Raw genomic sequence first — 17,346 nt, forward strand, 5'->3', positions numbered from 1 at the left:
CCCTGTTTTCAGAATGCGGTTGGCTGGGTTAGGCTGGTGCGCAAAGGAACCCTGATGCGAATTGTTGCTGTGATGCTTGCCCTTGTTTCAGCAGTGGGTGTGGCGCAGACGGCTGCGCCGGTTGCTGCTCCTGCTCAGAATGCAGTGCCTCCGGGCTTTACTACGTCGTTTCCGCCTGATCCCGGTAAGACTTTGCTGCCGTTGCCTGAGGGGCATACATGGACGCCGCTTTGGCCGGATGGCGCGCCGGGACAGCAGGGGAATGAGGTTATCGACATTCCCGCTGTAAGTGTGTTCCTGCCAAAGGAAAACCCTACGCATTCCCTGGTGGTGGCACCCGGTGGTGGCTATGTTCACCTTGCCATCAAGCATGAAGGCTATGACATTGTGCAGTGGCTGAATCAGCACGGCGTGGCGGCAGTTCTGCTGCGCTATCGACTGGGGCCGAAATATCACCATCCGATTGAGTTGGGAGATGCGCAGCGAGCAATTCGTTTCGCACGGTCGCATGCATCGGAGTGGGGCGTGGATACGTCGCACATCGGCATGTGGGGATTCTCGGCGGGTGGCCATCTGACATCGTCGGCGGGAACCCATTTTGACGCGGGAAATGCATCAGCAACCGATCCGATCGATCGCGTGTCGAGCAGGCCGGACTTTTTGGTGCTGGCTTACCCGGTGATTTCGTGGGATCCGACGGTGATGCATGCGGGTTCAAAGAAGTATCTGTTGGGCGACAATCCTGATCCTGCACTGGTGACTCTGATGTCGAGCGAACTGCAGGTTACGGAGCAGACGCCTCCAACCTTCTTGTTCAGCACCACTGATGACAGGACTGTACCGATTGCTAACTCAATTCTTTTCTATTCAGCACTAGTAAAGGCAAAAGTGCCGGTTGAGATGCATATCTTTCGGCATGGGGCGCACGGAGCAGGATTGGCTACAGGGAATCCAGAGTTGAGTGTTTGGCCTGACCTGCTACTAAAGTGGCTAAAGGAAAACGGCTGGGCGCAGTAGAGCGTGCTCTTTCTCTACGTTTGCAGGGACCTGAAAAGGTCCCTGTTCTCATTTGCTGCACTTAGGCTGCGATACTGCTAGACGATGCGCTTTGAGCTTTTTATTGCTGCCCGTTACCTGCGCGCCAAGCGGCGGCAAGCGGTCATTGGTGTGATTACAGCGATTTCCGTGGCTGGTGTGGCTGCTGGTGTTGCGTCGCTGATTATCGCGCTTGCGATTACGAACGGGATGCGGCGCGATTTGCAGTCGCGGTTGTTGGGATCAACGGCGCATGTGGACCTGATGCGTGTGGCTGGAGACGGTATACGCGACTGGCGCCCGCTGCTGGAGCGGCTTCGGCAATCACCACATGTAACTGCCGCGGCTCCTGGGCTGTATGGACAGGTTCTGATCTCGCGCGGCCCTCGGTCTGGTGGCGGCTTGATCAAAGGTGTGCTCCCGGCGGAAGAGAAGACCGTCAGCGATCTTCTGCAATCCATCAAGAAGGGCAACGCAACGGCGCTGGAGAGCAGTGGACCGATGGCGCTTCCGCCAATTGTGTTTGGCTCGGATTTAGCGGAGACGATTGGTGCGGGTGTGGGCGATACCGTGATGGTGACGAGCCCGCAGGGTGAACTGACACCGCTCGGGGTCGTGCCGAAGTATCAGCGCTTTCAGTTAGTCGGCATCTTTCATTCGGGGTTTTATCAGTACGACTCCAGCTACGCATTTACGCGGCTCGTCGATGCACAGCGATTGTTCAGCGAGCCCGACCTGATCTCCGTCATCTCGTTCAAAGTTGACGATATGTATCGGGCGAAAGAAATCGGCAAGACGATTGAAAAGGCTGCTGGACAAGGCTTTCAAGCGACAAACTGGATCGATCAGAATCGTGAATTGTTCCGTGCATTATCGCTGGAACGCATTGTGACGTTCATTGTGATCGCGTTGATTGTGTGCGTGGCCGCGTTGAATATTCTCATCGCTCTCACGATGCTGGTGATGGAGAAGACGCGTGACATCGCCGTGCTGATGAGCTTTGGTGTGAAGCCAGAGCAGGTGCGACGCATCTTCTTGGCGCAGGGATTGCTGATCTCATTGACCGGTACGGTGATTGGGCTGGTGCTCGGCTATTCGCTGTCGTGGATAGGTGGGCATTACCACTTCATCCAGCTTTCGGCGGAGGTGTATTCGATTGACTATCTGCCGTTCGCGCCGCGGGTATTGGATGGAGTGTTGGTCGCGACGGTGTCGTTAGCAGTCTCGTTGCTGGCTACACTTTATCCGAGTGGATCGGCAGCGAAGATTTTGCCTGCAGAGGCGTTGCGATACGAGTAGAGCCGAACCTTCAGCAAGAAAACACAAGGGCACGGGTTAACCGTGCCCTTGTGTTTTGCGTTCAGGAAACTTACTTTGCGATGGCCTTTACGCTGGTGGCGTTTCCGGCTCGGTCAGCGAGGCGGATGGCTATTGTGTGTTCGCCCGCGCCTGTTACTGGGAGTGTCAGATCGTAGTGTTCGGTGAGGCTATCGCTGAGCCCACCCATGGGTTCCATATATTCCCACTCGCCCGCGTCGAGCGAGTATTCCGCGCGAGCGATTGGGCTGGTGGCGTCTGTCGCTTCAAAGGCCGCATGCAGCTTGCCATTTGCCACCGAGGCTGTCAGAGGGCCGGGAACAGGCGGCGTGGTGTCCAGCGTGAAGGTGTCAGAGATGCGCTGGCCTGTGAGGGCATCAGCCGTGGTGTGTGCGGCAGCATCTGTAGCTGTAACGCGGAGCTCGTAGTTGCCATCAGGTAGCAGCGAGGAGTCGAAACTGTACACGCGTTCGCGGATGTCGGTCTTCAGTATGTGCCAGTTTGTATCGCGGACGTCGCGGTATTCCACCGTAAAGGTCAGCGGATCGTTATTGGGATCGTGCGCGAGCCAGCGTGCGGTAACGGCGTTGCGGTCGCGTGTCGCGATAATGGGCGGTGCGCCCGTTTCGGCAATGGAGAGTGATGGAGCTGCGGACGGTGCTCCCTTGAAGCCGACAGCAATACTGCCGCCGCCAGCGGATGTTGCCCCTGTGGAGTTGGGTACACGAGCGCCGGGTTGCACTGCGATGTCGTCGATCTGCGGTGGCAAATTGCGCTGGAGATAGTTCACAGCAACCGAGCGGAGTTGAGTGCCAGGGTGCAGGACCGCCTTCCACTGCACGTAACGCGCGGCAGGGATGGGAAGTGGCGTCTGCTCTGGCTTGACGGGCGTCCAGTCCGACCAGAGATGCGCGAGGGAATCGTGCGCATTTTCGACGTTGCCTGAACGGACGAAGAGATCAATACCAGAGGTACTCCCTTCGGTTTCTACACGACCAAAACGTGTGGTGGTAGAGGCGTCGAATACATCCGAGACGAAGGTGGAATTGGCCGCAACAATATCGGACACCTGCAGGATTTTGCCGCTATTCGCCGTGGCCAGGGCGAGCCCGGAAGCTGTCTGCGCGATGGCAGTTACCTGGCTAGCTTCGGTATGAGCGATGTCTGTGTACGTGTTGGCCTGCGCGGTGTCGATCCGATACACACGACCGCGATTGCCCGTGGCTGCAAAGAGCATGTTGTTGCGAACAGACAAGGCGTAGACCACATCCTGCTGAAGCGAGACGAGGCGCAGTGGCGTGCCGTCCGAAGCGATGCGATAGATTTCAGAGCCATCGGGAACGATGGAGTTATTTGTCGCGGAGATGGCCGAGCCGGGCTGAAGAATCGTAATGGCCATGCCAGCGGCTGGCTGACCAGATGCAGGAAGCGGTGGCAATGCAGGCGGTTTGCGATCGCCAACGGCTGCTGCGTAGAGGTTTCCAGCGGCGTCGAGCGCCAGCGAGGTGATCTCGTGTTTAGGCGCAGCGTACAGTGCGAAGGGCTTGCCTTCGGGCGAGATGCGATAGATGAGGCCCGCGCCGTCCGAACCCGCGTAGATCGTGCCGTCCGGGGCTACTGCGAGTGAGCGGATGTGCTGGTCGCCGCTGCGAAAGAGAAGTTGTGGCTTCGCATTTGATGATTGCAATGGTACTCGGAAGATGGTTGCGGGGGCACCGGCGGCAATGAGTAGATCGCCATTCTTTGCCAGTGCAAGTGACCAGAGATACTTAGGCTTCTCCGTTGTTTGTGTCGGGTCGAAAACGACTTGTGGTGTGGTGTTGCCGGGCGTGACGCGATAGACCTTGCCATCAGGCGACGTTGCGGCGAGGATGCTGTCATCGGCCAACGCAAGGGCGGCCTGCACATTCAATTCTTTGAACGATGCAGCAGTGGTGACTGCACCTTTCGGATCGATCTTTAGAAGCTGTGATCCGCCCGAAGGAGCTCCGGTTCCGGCATAAAGATCAGAGCCAGTGGCAGCGAGTGACCACAGGAACGTTGCTGGTGTTGCAGCGATGTTGCGAAGTGCGGGTGCTGGTTCCAGGCGGCCGTCGTTCCGCATGGCGACATTCGTCGGAGTGCCACGCTCGAATTCGTCGTAGCGGCTTTCCGTCCACTGGCGAGTGCCTTGTGCCGTTGCAGTGAGAGCGGTGGTGGCGAGCAGAATGGCGGCGGCGTGTCGGATGGCGTGCCTCTAACGGATTCGAATGGTGAGAACTTCCGCGCCGGAGAGTTGGGCTTCCGCAGGTGCGGAACCGGCTTCGGCGGCGGTCTCAGAGGTGAAAGTGATCTGACGTGTGCCGCGCATGGGTTGCAACACGTTGGCAATGGAAGGTGGCAGCGACGGCAACGCGGCTGCGGCGGTAACGGCCTGCGTCTGGTGGTCAAGAAGTGTGACGTAGAGTCGGTCGTTGCTATGGGTGCGGTTAAGTTGCGCGACCGTATCCTGCAAGCCCAGATTCACGCTGCCTGCAGCGGGTGGCGGCGTAAGCAGGCGGTCAAGCGAAGGGCCGTCGCTAACGAAGATACGCAGCGGGCCGGGTGTCAGCGTCGTCGGCAAGGTGATGGGGATGCGCACCACGCGAGATTCACGCTGGAAGGGCCGGATAGTGGCTTCCACCTGAATGGTGTCGCCTGGCTGTGCTTCGTTGGTGCTGAGGCGCGCGGTTTCCAGTTCCGCGGATTCGCGGCGAGGCACAGCAACAGCGTGGAGCTGAACACTGGTGATTTTGGGTTGTGCGAGATCGTTGCCGAAAACAGCGAGAAACTTCTGCGCAAAGGAAACGGTGGCAAGCTGTGCAGCGGGTTGATTGTCAGAAGCGGCAAAAGTACTGGTGAGGTGCACCGTGCCTGGGCGACCATCGGCATCTTCAAGCGCAATGTCGCCAGTGAGGCGAAGGCTCATTTGGTTCGCCGCGGTGTTGTTCTGGTTGAGCGATTGATACACGGCGGCAAGCATCACCTGCGGTGTGAGCTGGCGGTTGTCCAACACTTCAAAGTGCAGCGATTGCGCAGGAAGGCCGCTGCCAGGTTCCGGTGTAATGTCGACAGCGACAGGGATCATACGCGCGGTTCGACCGAATGTTCCAGCCACGGCGTTGGCGCGGTCCTGCGTAAACGAACCGACGGTCTCCGTAGAGTTGACGATCTTGAAGGCGTTCATCGGGGAGGCGAGTGTGGCGATCACCTCCGACTTCGTCATGGGAATGGAAATGTTGCCGTACTGCGTCATGGGATGGCCGCAGGCAAGGAGCTGCTTCTCATCGACGTAAGTGACCGTGCAGGTGGCGGCTACGTTAAGGTCGCCGCGCGCCATGATCGCGGAGACTGCGGAACCCGGAACGATGGGTTGCGGCTGGTGGGTATCCGGAGACGCGGAACCGATGCCGCTAACAGGTTCAAGCCCGAGGTTGCGGAAGTTATCGGCGTATCTGGTGATGGTGTCCTGCGAGAATCCGCTGAAGACCAACGGCGTGTCGATGGCGTGAATTTCCGGACTGGTTTCGCCAACAGAGGCTTTGCTCAACGGCGTGGCAATCGCAGGCGGCGCGAGCGTAGGCAGATCGCGCACCTGGAACATGCTGCCGATGGGTGTAATGCCGCAGATAGGTTCTTTGCTGAACTGGCCGATACGGAAGGCCAGCGCTCCGAGGAGTTTGCCGTCGATGTACACCGGCGAGCCACTCATGCCTGCGACGACGCCGGTAAACTCCGGCTTGGCGCCGTGGAGGCGTGCGAGGATCATGTCCTGGCCTGGGCCGATAGCGTCCTTTAGACGGCCCAGAATCTCGACGTCCATGGGTTCGGGGTCGGTCCCTTCAAAGACGGTCCAGGCAGTACCGTGGAGGCCGCGGTGAACCTCTGAGAGAGGGAACGGATCGGCGTGCAGGGGCGGCTGCGCGGCGTTTTGTGCCGCAGCGTTCGCCAACGGCAAAACGGCAGCCAGTGCAGCCGTTGCCAGCGTAGCCTTTCGGGGAAGAATCACGTCTACCAGAGTAGGGCCAAGCGTACCCTGTGCCAAGTTTCGCCTTATTGCCATACACGTGATGGACGTGACGCGGCGGGTTTAGGCTAGGGGATACCGCCAACGGATCCGGGAGACGAAGTCTTGAGCAGAACGAAGCACACACTGGCCGCAATGGTTGCCGCGACGATGCTGCTGCCAGTAGCAGCCATGGCACAGCAGACCCAGACCAAGCCCGCTACGCCCGCGCAGACCGACGATGCCGGGCCGCAGCAGCAAGACACTCCCGTCATTCTGAAGAAAAAGCGTGCTAACGCACAGGAAGACGAACCACCACCGCCTGCTCCGGATCAGGAGAAGGTAAAGAATCCGAAGGAACTGGAAAACTACTCCATCCGCGTGGATGTGCCGGTGGTCACGGTGGATGTCAGTGTCCAGCTGCAGAAGACGGGGCAGTTTGTACCGGGGCTAAAGGCGGAAAACTTCCGTGTCACGGAAGATGGTGTGCCGCAAAAGCTGACCGATCTTCGAATGCAGCAGAAGCCGATTACTGCGGTCATGTTGCTGGAGTTTGCTGCGAATAGCTGGGCATTCATTCGCGATATGCAGCAGGCTTCGTACGTGTTCTTTAGACAGTTGAAGCCGGAAGATTACGTTGCCGTGGTCACGTACGACCTGAAGACTCACATCCTGACGGACTTTACGCAGGACAAGCAACTGACGGCGGAAGCGTTGCAATCGCTGACTATTCCGGGCTTCAGCGATACGAACGAGTTCGATGCATTGTCGGAAACGCTGGACCGTTTGAGCCGTATTGAAGGGCGCAAATACATCATCTTGGTTTCCAGCGGACGCGACACTTTTTCAAAGTTGAATCTGGATCAGATTTACAAGAAGGTTCGCGAATCCAAGGACATTACGATCTACACCGTAAGTACCGGCGGACTGGCGCGTGAGTTGTCGGATTCGCGCGGAGGTATGGGTGCGATCGCGCGCATGGATTATCTGCAGGCAGATAACCAGATGAAAACCATGTCTGCGATGACAGGCGGGCAGAGCTATTTCCCGATTTTTCAGGGTGCGTTTCCCGAGGTCTTCGCTTCCATCAATAACTCCATCCGCAACCAGTATGTGTTGACGTATCACCCTACCAACACGGCACAGGATGGAACGTACCGGAAGATCAAGGTGGAACTGGTGGATCGTGAAGGTCAACCGCTGACGATGGTGGATGAGAAGAACAAGAAGCTGAAGTACTCCGTGATGGCGCGTGATGGATACCGTTCGCGCATGCCAGTGGAGTAATGGAGGCAACAGCTAGACTGGCAGCATGGTTCCACGTACTGCCAGTCTGCTTGCTCTTGCGGTTGCGATCGGCGCAGAGACTTCTGCGACCACTGCACTCAAGGCCTCACAAGGTTTCACGCGGTTGTGGCCTTCCGTCATCGTTGTGATCGGTTACGCCATTGCGTTCTATTCCATGACCATTGCACTTCGGACCATGCCCGTGGGAGTGGTGTATGCCATCTGGTCTGGCGTTGGCATTACGCTGATTTCGCTCTTGGGATGGCTGGTCTATCGCGAACGCTTGGATGCTCCCGCAGTGCTTGGCATTGTTCTGATCTGCTCCGGCGTGTTGGTCATCCAGATCTTTTCAAAGTCGCAGGCACACTAAAACGGCGATTATTCTTCGTCGTCCAGGTCGAAGACACGCTTGGGCGGCGCTGTGGTGATGCGTTCACGCAGACCAGCTTCGCAACCAATGAGCACTGCAAGTCCGATGCCGAGGAAGAGCACCGTGCTTTCCACACGTGTCGACCACTGGTGACGCGCGTCGAAGTCCTTGCGCAGTGGAGAGTCCGGAAGCAGGATGCTGATATTGCCGCCAGCGAGTGCACGGTCATGTTCCATGGGCAGAACAATGGCCCGGTTCGAGACAAACGTAAGCACCAGCATGAGCAGGATAAGAATGCCCTGCCATAGCGGTTTGAAAGCGCGATTGTTCAAGAAACGCAATGCGACGAGCATGACGATGCCGCAATAGATACCGATCATGTGCAGCATCAGGATGGAGCGGCCAATGAAGTCGGCGAATCGTTCCGTCGTGCCAAAGATAGCGGCTGCACCGGGCGCTACGACTGCTCCGAAATAGACGATTCCACCAAGCCAGACAGCGAGAGCCAGCAGACGAAAAATGCGCGCGGCGATGATCATATTGCCAGTGTACTTGTGGCTTAGAGAGCGGCGTTGTTTATGGGATTTGGCGCTTTGGTTGGTTGATACGTGGTGCCCGGAGGGGGACTTGAACCCCCACGACCTTACGGTCTGCGGATTTTAAGTCCGCTGTGTCTGCCGATTTCACCATCCGGGCTTGATGTCTATTGTAGAGTCCGTCGCGCCGTTGTGGTGTGGAAGGACTGAGCCGCTGTGATGGCGTTAGTGGTACAGCGTCGCATCTTTTATCTCGGCGCTTTCACCCGCGTATTTCATGTGTTCTATGAGGAGCGCTTTCAGTTCCTTCGCCTTTTCGCGAGACTCCTTGCGCCCGGCAAGATTCACCAACTCGTGCGGATCATTGCGCTGGTCGTACATTTGCCATTCCATGTATTGCGGGCTTGCGGCGTTCTTGGCACCGGAGATATCGGCCACGCAATAGGTCCAGTCCTGCGTGCGCAAGGCGCGTGCGGTCATGGATTCGCTGATCTGCACCAGTTGTTGGTCCGGCCATGCAGTACGCGCGTTTCCATCCTGCAGCAACGGAAGAAAACTGTGGCCCTTCCATGACGAGGGAACCGGAACGCCTGCAGCCTTCAGCAGTGTGGGAGCCAGGTCGATGATGCCCACTAACTGGCTGATCTGTTGAGCTCCATTGAAGCCTGGGCCGTCGATGAGCATGGGCACACGGATGCTGCTGTTGTGCGTGGAGCGTTTGTACTCGGTGTTGCGCGTCATGAAGTGGCAACCGTGATCAGAGAAGAAGATGAAGATGGTGTCCTCATCCTGCCCGGTTTCCTTCAGCACGTTGTGCAGCCGCCCCACGGACGCATCGATGCTTTCGCAAGCACCGTAATAGTCCGGCAACTGCTGGTGCCAGTCGCCAGGAAAGGCGCGTAGATCAGGAGGGACGTGGGCGTTGATGAAGCGTTCGGCAGAGCCCTTGGGGCCGACCATGCGATTCAAATCGTTCTGCTGATGCGGTTCCAGTTGCGAGACAAAGAGGAAGAAGGGCTTGTCATGCTTTTGGCGCAGAAACTGTTCAGCGCGATCGGTCAGGAAGTCCACGCGGTAGCGGTCTTTGTAGGTGATCTCCTTGCCGTCGCGATCATAGAGGGTGCCTTCGTAGGGATGACTGGTGTGCTCCAGGGCATTTGCGCCCTCCCACAGGTCGTCAAAACCACCTCGCCATGCCGGGGCAACAGCTCCTGGGCCACCTTGCTGGGGATTTCCGGGTGCAAGATGCCATTTCCCAATCAGATTCGCGGTGTAGCCAGCTTTTCGTAGTTCGCCAGCCAGGGTGGGGAGGTCCTGCCGCATTCCTGGGCCGTTTTGCCATACGCCGGTTTCCGTGGCGTAGCGACTGGTGAACAGAACTGAGCGCGAGGGCGCGCAGACCGGCTGATTGGTGATGGCGTGGGTGAAATTGGTCCCACGACGCGCCATGGCATCCAGATTGGGCGTCCGAGTGGAGCTATTGGCACCGTTTGCCCCCACAAAATCCCAGCGAAACTGGTCTGAAAGGTACAGGATGATATTCGGCCTGCGGCGGGGAGGCTGCTGGGCTGGTATTTCGCTGCTGGCGGTCAGTGCGGCGGCTGCGATTCCACTTTTACGAAGAAAATCCCGGCGATCCAATCGGCACTCCTTATTCTCGGTAGCCATCTTAGCCTGCCGCAGCTGGTGGGAGGGTGCTTCGACTTGGAATAAGGCCAAAATCGAGGTATACTAAGGTGTTGACTGCGGGTTCGCGAAATGCGCTGAGCAGCGGTCTACGAATTGACGTGAGGGAGCGTGCATGGCAAAGCGTCGTGGCAATCCGAACTGGGGCAAGCCGGAGCCGATTGGGCCGGTCGTCCCGACGGTGACATCGTTTGAGCTGATTGTGAAGGAATACAAGCTGACCCCGGATCAGTATGTCCGGTCCACGCGGTTGCGTGAGTGGGCCCGCCGTAACAAGAACTCGAAGTATATTCCCGAGGCGCTGTTGGAAGCGTGGGGATTTGAGATCGAGTCCACCTTGTAAGCAATTCAAATCAGGAATCAAGGGGCTTTGTCTTCGGACAAAGCCCCTTTGCTTTTTCGAAGCCTTTCTTTCCGTGAAGCATCCGACAGAAGGGAAGACTACACTGGAGGCGTATGCCTGAGAGCCCGTTTGTTGATGTGCCGGAAGCGCTGCGACAGTTTGCCGCAGGGAAGATGATCGTTGTGGTGGACGATGAAGACCGCGAAAACGAGGGCGATCTGACCCTTGCTGCGGAACACGTCACTCCTGAAGCGATCAACTTCATGGCGAAGTATGGCCGTGGCCTGATCTGCCTGACGCTGACCGAGGAGCGCGCAGATTATCTGCGTCTGCTGCCCATGGCGAGCGAAAACACCTCGCGTTTTGGTACGGCGTTTACGGAAAGCATTGAAGCACGCGAAGGTGTCACGACAGGAATTTCCGCCGCAGATCGTGCGCATACGATTCTTACTGCTGTGAATCCGGGGAGTACCGCTGCTGATCTCGCGCGTCCCGGTCACGTGTTTCCCTTACGTGCACGCAAAGGCGGCGTGCTGGTCCGCGCAGGGCAGACGGAGGCGTCCGTTGACCTGGCGCGCATGTCGGGATTGATTCCTGCGGGTGTCATCTGCGAAATCATGAATGAAGACGGCACCATGGCGCGCGTTCCGGATCTGATTACGTTCTGCCGAGAGCACGATATGGCAATGCTGACGGTCGCGGAATTGATCCGCTACCGTTTGCAGCATGAGCGCTACATCCATCGCGAGGCAGAGACGCTGCTGAACACTCCCTGGGGTGAGTTCCGCACGATCGCGTATGCAAGCGACGTGGAAGAGGGCGAAAGCCATCTTGCGCTGGTTATGGGAGATGTGACGGCTGCTGGTGGCGCGGAAGCACCACTGGTTCGCGTGCACACGCATTGCCTGGCCGGCGGCGTTTTCTGCCATGACAGATGTGATTGCAAGCAGAGCATTGAAACGGCCTTGCGTCGCATTGGAGAAGAGGGACGAGGCGCGCTGGTCTATCTGCACAACGGCAGTCGAGGCTTCGGTATCGACCGTACAATAACGCCTCCACGTATGGTCCTGCACCGTGATGGTGTGACACGCGGGAAGGACCAGACCCAAACGCTGCGTCACACCGGTATTGGTGGTCAGATCCTCTCCGATCTGGGTATTCATCGGTTGCGCTTGCTTGTGTCGCGCCCCACGCACGTTCCAGCATTGCAGGGATTCGGCGTTGAGATTACAGAGCAAATCCCGATGGGTGAAGTCGTCAAGACTGCCTAATCCAAAGGAATTCGTGCTCGCGACCTCTTCGCATAGTTAGCGCTATGCGGAAACGATGCTTTCTGGCTCGAGAAGATAGCTGAAGCCACGCGAGCGCATCTCCGCAATGAAATCATCGTGATTTTCGTAGACAATGGCCTGCATCCCGAATGCCTCCGCAGCTTCGGTATTTTCCGGCTTGTCGTCGATGAAGAGGATGTCTGCAGGCGGGGTCTTCAGCCCTTCTGCCGCGACGGCGTAAATCTCCGGCTGTGGCTTTCGCAACTTCAATGCGTAAGACCACACCGTGTGATGGAAATTCGCAATCCAATCGAACTGCGCGACGATGCCCTCGGCCATTGCGTCTGGCATGTTGGAGAGAATGCCTGTACGGAAACCGTGCTGGTGCAGGGCAGCCACCCATTGCAGCATGGGTTGATTCATCTGCGTCCAAAGTGCGACGTCAGCAGCCTTTAAATCACGAAGCACATCGGCTGAGATGGATTCGCCAGCGATCAACCTCCAGTACTCATCACCTGTAAGGATTCCTGCGTCATAGTCATCACGGTATTTCCAATAGCCGTCGTGGAGTTCCTCTTCGGATAAGTGCGAGATAGTCCGCATCTGTTCCCATACACGCGGATCAGGAGCAAGAGTCAAAACTTTTCCGAAGTCGAAGAGGACTGCACGAATCTGAGGCATGCGGTTGATTGTAGATGCAAGCCCTTTCGATAGCATGAGTGCTATGCACTTTGCCTCGCGCACAGAGTTTGGCTATGAATTGTCGCCCTTTGGGGACGCTCTGCAGCGCGCAAAGCAGCATTCAGAATTTATTGACCTAACAGTCTCAAACCCGACAAGGTGTCGCTTCGACTATTCCGCTATTCCTCTCAACACACTAGCCAGCGAGGCGTCGCTTCATTACGATGCGAACGCGCTCGGCATGCTGTCAGCGCGCATCGCTGTTGCCGGTTTATATAGCGGTATTGATGCAGAACGTATCCTTCTGACCGCAAGCACGAGCGAGGCGTACGGCTTTCTCTTTAAGCTCCTGTGCGAACCGGGGGATGCGATTCTCGTACCTTCGCCGAGTTATCCCTTGTTTGATCTGTTGGCACGTTTGCATGACGTGGAGCTCATTAAGTACCCGCTCGTTTATCACGATGGCTGGCAGATCGATCCCGCCTCTCTGGAAGCAGCGGTAACGGAACGCACGCGGGCAATCATTGCAATCCATCCGAACAATCCAACAGGTCACTACTGTAGCGGGATGGATCGTGCCGTACTGGACGATGTAGCGCAGAGATACGGACTTCCGCTCATCGTCGACGAAGTTTTTCTGGACTACAGCGTTGAAGATTCTGCACCCAGTTTCGCCAAAGCGGATGCACCTGTGCTGACGTTTGTTATGGGAGGACTGAGCAAGCTGCTTGCACTGCCGCAGATGAAATTGGCATGGACGGTTGTTTGCGGATCCGATCAGGAGGTTACAAATGCATTGCAGCGGTTGGAGATCATCACAGATACGTTCCTTTCTGTAGCCACACCAGTGCAGGCCGCACTTCCCGCATGGCTGTCCGTACGCGCTCAGATTCAGCAGCAGATATTGGAGCGTGTAACGGCGAATCTTATCGCGTTGGATAACCTCATTCGTGGGACTGTGGTCAGTCGACTCAGGGTGGAAGGCGGATGGTGTGTTGTATTGCGAGTACCCGCCGTTATGGACGACGTTGCCCTGGCGATCAGCCTATTGGACCAGGCGCATGTAGCCGTGCATCCGGGTTCGTTCTACGGCTTTCCCTCGAAAGGCTGGCTGGTAGTCAGTCTCCTGGGTAATCCTGCGCAATTTGCTGAGGGTCTGCAGCGGATGTTGCAACTGCTCTAATTTGTACCTCGTTTTCCGCAGCCTCGTACCACATGCTTCAAGTCCTAGAATCAAACTATGGCGGATCGCGAATTTACCCATCTCCACCTTCACACCGATTACAGCCTGCTGGACGGCGCTTGCGACGTTGATAAGCTCGCCTCGCACCTGAGCAAACTGGGCCAGAAGGCCGCCGCGATGACCGATCACGGCAACATCTATGGTGCTGTGCACTTTGCCGCAGCAATGGAGAAGAAGGGCATCAAGCCCATCATCGGTTGTGAGCTATATCTGTCGCAGACTGCGGATCACCGCGAGATGAGCGGCGGTTACAACCACTTCCTGTTGATCGCAGAGAATGATGAAGGTTATCGCAACCTTGTTCGTCTGACGAGCGAAGCCGCAGTACATGGTTTCTATCGCAAGCCGCGCGTCTCGAAAGAGTTTCTGTCGAAGCACACGGAAGGTCTTATCGCATTCAGCGGATGCCTTGCAGGTGAAGTGAATCAGCACCTGATGGCTGGCAAGTATGAAGAGGCCAAGAAGTCCGCGGGCATGTTCCAGGACATGTTCGGCAAGAACAACTTTTTCCTTGAAATCCAGGATCACAATCTGGAGCCCGACAAAGGCGTTTGCGAAGCGCTGTATCGCATGGAGAAGGATCTCGATATCCCTCTGATCGCCACGAATGATGCGCATTATGTTGCGGGCGACGACAGCCGCGCTCACGAGATTTTGCTCTGCGTGCAGACAGCCGGTTCGATGAATGATCCGAACCGTTTCAAGTTCGACACGCAAGAGTTCTATATCAAGTCCGCAGAGGAGATGTATCGCACCTTCCAAGGCCATGAAGAGGTTTGCGATCGAACGAATCAGTTTGTCGACCGCTGCAATGTAAAGCTGACAAAGGTCAAGAATCCATTCCCTCGTTTCCCCACACCAGACGGAATGGATCTTGAAGATTACTTCGAACACGTTTGCCGCGAAGGCATGAAGAAGCGTCTCGATACAGCGGTGGCACATCTGCGCTCCCGTGGTCTGCTGCGCTACGAAATTGCAGACTATGAAGCGCGCCTGAACCGCGAGATTGACACCATCAAGAGCATGAAGTTCCCCGGCTACTTCATGATCGTGTGGGACTTTATTCGCTATGCGAAGGAGCAGAACATCCCCGTAGGTCCGGGCCGTGGTTCGGCTGCAGGTTCTCTCGTCGCATACGTGATGGAGATTACGGACGTTGATCCGTTGCAGAACGAACTGCTGTTCGAGCGATTCCTGAATCCAGAACGTATCAGCATGCCGGATATTGATATCGACTTCTGCATGAATCGTCGTGGCGAAGTCATCGAGTATGTGAAGCGTAAGTACGGTGCTGATCAGGTAGCGCAGATCATTACGTTCAACACGATGGCTGCAAAGGCCGCCATCAAGGACGTCGGCCGCGCGCTTGAAATGCCTTACGGTGAAGTGGATCGCATCGCGAAGATGATCCCCGCCACCATCGGCATCACCATTGATCAAGCATTGAAGGATTCGCCGCCGCTAGCACAGGCGTACGAGAGCAATCCGCAGGTTCGAGAGATCATCGACAACGCTTTGCGGCTTGAAGGACTGGTGCGTGGCGCTGGTGTTCATGCTGCCGGTGTTGTGATTGCGCCGCAACCTTTGACAGAGCTCGTTCCTGTCACGCTGACTAAGACCGACGATCTGGTCACCGCGTATGACATGAAGGCTGTCGAAAAGATGGGGCTGCTCAAGATGGACTTTCTTGGGCTCACCACTCTTACCGTCATCGACGACTGCCTGAAGCTGATCAAGAGCAATCGTGGCGACACCGTCGAGATGGATAAGATTCCGCTGGATGATGAGCCAACGTACGAAAAGGTCTTCCATAAGGCGCTGACCAGTGGTGTCTTCCAGTTCGAATCGGGTGGTATGCGTGACGTTCTGCGCCGCTATAAGCCAACGACAGTAGAAGATCTAACCGCTCTCAACGCGCTGTATCGTCCTGGCCCAATTCAGGGCGGCATGATCGATGACTTCATCGAACGCAAGTGGGGTCGTCGCCCTGTTGAGTATCTGCTGGATGGTCTGGAACCGCTTCTGAAGGAGACGCTGGGAGTCATCGTCTACCAGGAACAGGTTATGCAGATCTCGTCAGTCATCGCCGGCTACTCGCTCGGTGGGGCTGATCTGCTGCGTCGAGCAATGGGGAAGAAAGACCCTGCGGCGATGGCGGAGCAGAAAGACATCTTCATGAAGGGCGCTGCCGAACGTAAGCACCCGAAGGAAAAAGCTGGCGCGCTGTTTGATCTGATCCTGCAGTTCGCGGGATACGGCTTCAACAAGTCACACTCATCAGCGTATGCATTGCTTGCCTATCACACGGCTTATCTGAAGACGCACTACCCGGTTGAGTTCATGGCAGCGCTCCTGACCAGCGAAACTTCCAAGCCTGAAAACGTAGTGAAATACATTCAGGAATGCCGCGAAATGGGCATCACTGTATTGCCGCCGGATGTCCAAATCTCCGATGCGAATTTCACGCCAAGCGGTGACGCAATTCGGTTCGGACTGGCAGCCATTAAGAATGTCGGTGGCAATGCCATTGAAACCATCGTTAGTTCGCGAAACAAGCTGAAGCAGGAAGGGAAGTCGGGGTTCAGCTCGCTGTGGGATTTCTGCGAACAGGTAGAGCTTCGTCTACTGAACAAGCGTGTGCTTGAATCGCTGATTAAGGCTGGCGCCATGGATAGCTTCGGCCCTCGTGCTCGCGTATTTGCAGCAGTGGACAAAGCGATGGAGCGTGCGCAGAAGTCGCAGCGTGACGCAGCTAGCGGACAAAGCGGTCTGTTTGGCTTGTTCGATGCATCACCATTTGGCGATGCTACCGCTGCTCCAGACGACGATCTGCCGAAGGTGCCTGAGTGGGATGAGCATGAGCGGCTTCAGAACGAGAAGGAAGTGCTCGGCTTCTTCGTCAGCGGTCATCCGATGGATAAGTATCGCGAGAAGCTGCGCAACATCAAGGGTGTTCTCGATACAGCAACAGCCTGCGAAATGAAGCCCGAGCCTGTGGTGTTTCAACGTGGCCAGCGCGAACCGCAGAATGAAATTCAGATTGCGGGTGTGATCTCCGGTCTGAAGGTGGCAAAGAGCAAGCGCAGTGGTGAAATGTACGCTTCGGCCATTTTGGAAGATACCGTTGGCAAGATTGATCTGATCGCGTTCCCCAAGGACTACGAGAAACTTCAGGAGAAGCTGAAGATCGATGTCCCAGTGCTGGTGCGCGGTTCCTTACGTGGCGAAGAAGACTCAGCCCCAAAGCTCTCTCTGACTGGAATTACGGCGTTGGAGGATGTGCAGATCAAGTTGCCGGAAGCGCTCCGTATCCGGGTGCCATTGCATCACCCTGACGCGGCGTTGCTGGAGAAGCTGGCGACGCTGTTTCAGGAACGTCCGGGACCGGGCAAGCTGCTGCTTGATCTGGAAGAGCCTGGAGAGTTCTGTGCTGTACTAGAGCCGCAAGGATTCAGTGTTTGCGCAGACAGGCTTTTCATTGATCAGGTAGAAGACCTGATCGGCGCAGGAGCCGTTAAGGTTATTAACTAACCAAAAGAGAAATGGGGCACGG

The 17,346-nt window shown here is 56.6% G+C and carries 13 protein-coding genes and 1 tRNA gene; 8 read left to right on the forward strand and 6 right to left on the reverse strand.

Annotated features, from left to right (window positions below):
* Positions 1 to 54 precede the first annotated feature (54 nt).
* Both BLT38_RS07955 and BLT38_RS07960 read left to right on the forward strand, forming a co-directional pair.
* Positions 55 to 1,017, forward strand: a complete 963-nt coding sequence (locus tag BLT38_RS07955) for an alpha/beta hydrolase (protein ID WP_083344686.1) — start codon at positions 55 to 57, stop codon at positions 1,015 to 1,017.
* Between the two features lie 84 nt (positions 1,018 to 1,101).
* Complete coding sequence (locus BLT38_RS07960) at positions 1,102 to 2,334, forward strand: FtsX-like permease family protein (protein ID WP_083344687.1); 1,233 nt, start codon at positions 1,102 to 1,104, stop codon at positions 2,332 to 2,334.
* A 70-nt stretch (positions 2,335 to 2,404) separates the two neighbouring features.
* Here BLT38_RS07960 and BLT38_RS07965 read toward each other — a convergent pair whose 3' ends face one another.
* Together BLT38_RS07965 and BLT38_RS07970 are read right to left on the reverse strand one after the other, a co-directional pair.
* Positions 2,405 to 4,456, reverse strand: coding sequence for a fibronectin type III domain-containing protein (locus BLT38_RS07965; protein WP_231966818.1), 2,052 nt, complete (start codon positions 4,454 to 4,456; stop codon positions 2,405 to 2,407).
* Positions 4,457 to 4,588: 132 nt separating this feature from the next.
* Entirely contained in the window at positions 4,589 to 6,379 is a 1,791-nt protein-coding gene (locus BLT38_RS07970; RefSeq protein WP_231966819.1) for a SpoIVB peptidase S55, read from the reverse strand.
* Positions 6,380 to 6,502: 123 nt separating this feature from the next.
* Between BLT38_RS07970 and BLT38_RS07975 the strand changes: the two genes are divergently transcribed.
* Together BLT38_RS07975 and BLT38_RS07980 are read left to right on the forward strand one after the other, a co-directional pair.
* Positions 6,503 to 7,663 (forward strand): VWA domain-containing protein, encoded by a 1,161-nt coding sequence (locus BLT38_RS07975; RefSeq protein ID WP_231966820.1) that lies wholly within the window; start codon positions 6,503 to 6,505, stop codon positions 7,661 to 7,663.
* 25 nt (positions 7,664 to 7,688) lie between these two features.
* Positions 7,689 to 8,033 (forward strand): DMT family transporter, encoded by a 345-nt coding sequence (locus BLT38_RS07980; protein WP_083344691.1) that lies wholly within the window; start codon positions 7,689 to 7,691, stop codon positions 8,031 to 8,033.
* Between the two features lie 8 nt (positions 8,034 to 8,041).
* Here BLT38_RS07980 and BLT38_RS07985 read toward each other — a convergent pair whose 3' ends face one another.
* From BLT38_RS07985 to BLT38_RS07995, 3 genes are all read right to left on the reverse strand, one after another.
* On the reverse strand, positions 8,042 to 8,572 hold the full coding sequence (locus BLT38_RS07985; RefSeq protein WP_083344692.1) for a DUF4149 domain-containing protein: 531 nt from the start codon (positions 8,570 to 8,572) through the stop codon (positions 8,042 to 8,044).
* Between the two features lie 70 nt (positions 8,573 to 8,642).
* A tRNA-Leu gene (locus BLT38_RS07990) sits at positions 8,643 to 8,729 on the reverse strand.
* Between the two features lie 65 nt (positions 8,730 to 8,794).
* The gene (locus tag BLT38_RS07995) at positions 8,795 to 10,237 is read right to left on the reverse strand and encodes a sulfatase-like hydrolase/transferase (protein ID WP_231966821.1); all 1,443 of its coding nucleotides are present in this window, start codon (positions 10,235 to 10,237) and stop codon (positions 8,795 to 8,797) included.
* A gap of 133 nt (positions 10,238 to 10,370) precedes the next feature.
* Here BLT38_RS07995 and BLT38_RS08000 point away from each other — a divergent pair, with 133 nt between their 5' ends.
* Complete coding sequence (locus tag BLT38_RS08000; RefSeq protein WP_083344693.1) at positions 10,371 to 10,598, forward strand: hypothetical protein; 228 nt, start codon at positions 10,371 to 10,373, stop codon at positions 10,596 to 10,598.
* A gap of 113 nt (positions 10,599 to 10,711) precedes the next feature.
* Positions 10,712 to 11,869: a 3,4-dihydroxy-2-butanone-4-phosphate synthase gene (ribB, locus tag BLT38_RS08005; protein WP_083344694.1), complete on the forward strand. Its 1,158-nt coding sequence runs from the start codon at positions 10,712 to 10,714 to the stop codon at positions 11,867 to 11,869.
* A gap of 42 nt (positions 11,870 to 11,911) precedes the next feature.
* On the opposite strand, the gene BLT38_RS08010 is transcribed toward ribB, so the two are convergent.
* The gene (locus tag BLT38_RS08010) at positions 11,912 to 12,550 is read right to left on the reverse strand and encodes an HAD family hydrolase (RefSeq protein WP_083344695.1); all 639 of its coding nucleotides are present in this window, start codon (positions 12,548 to 12,550) and stop codon (positions 11,912 to 11,914) included.
* Between BLT38_RS08010 and BLT38_RS08015 the strand changes: the two genes are divergently transcribed.
* Together BLT38_RS08015 and dnaE are read left to right on the forward strand one after the other, a co-directional pair.
* Positions 12,549 to 13,733 carry a pyridoxal phosphate-dependent aminotransferase gene (locus BLT38_RS08015; RefSeq protein ID WP_231966822.1) on the forward strand — a complete coding sequence of 395 codons (1,185 nt, stop codon included), beginning with the start codon at positions 12,549 to 12,551 and terminating at the stop codon, positions 13,731 to 13,733. The two genes, BLT38_RS08010 and BLT38_RS08015, sit on opposite strands and share 2 nt — an antisense overlap.
* A gap of 57 nt (positions 13,734 to 13,790) precedes the next feature.
* Positions 13,791 to 17,324 (forward strand): DNA polymerase III subunit alpha, encoded by a 3,534-nt coding sequence (gene dnaE, locus BLT38_RS08020; protein ID WP_083344696.1) that lies wholly within the window; start codon positions 13,791 to 13,793, stop codon positions 17,322 to 17,324.
* The last annotated feature ends 22 nt before the right edge of the window (positions 17,325 to 17,346 follow it).

The organism is Terriglobus roseus (genome assembly GCF_900102185.1).
Classification (GTDB): Bacteria; Acidobacteriota; Terriglobia; order Terriglobales; family Acidobacteriaceae; genus Terriglobus; species Terriglobus roseus_A.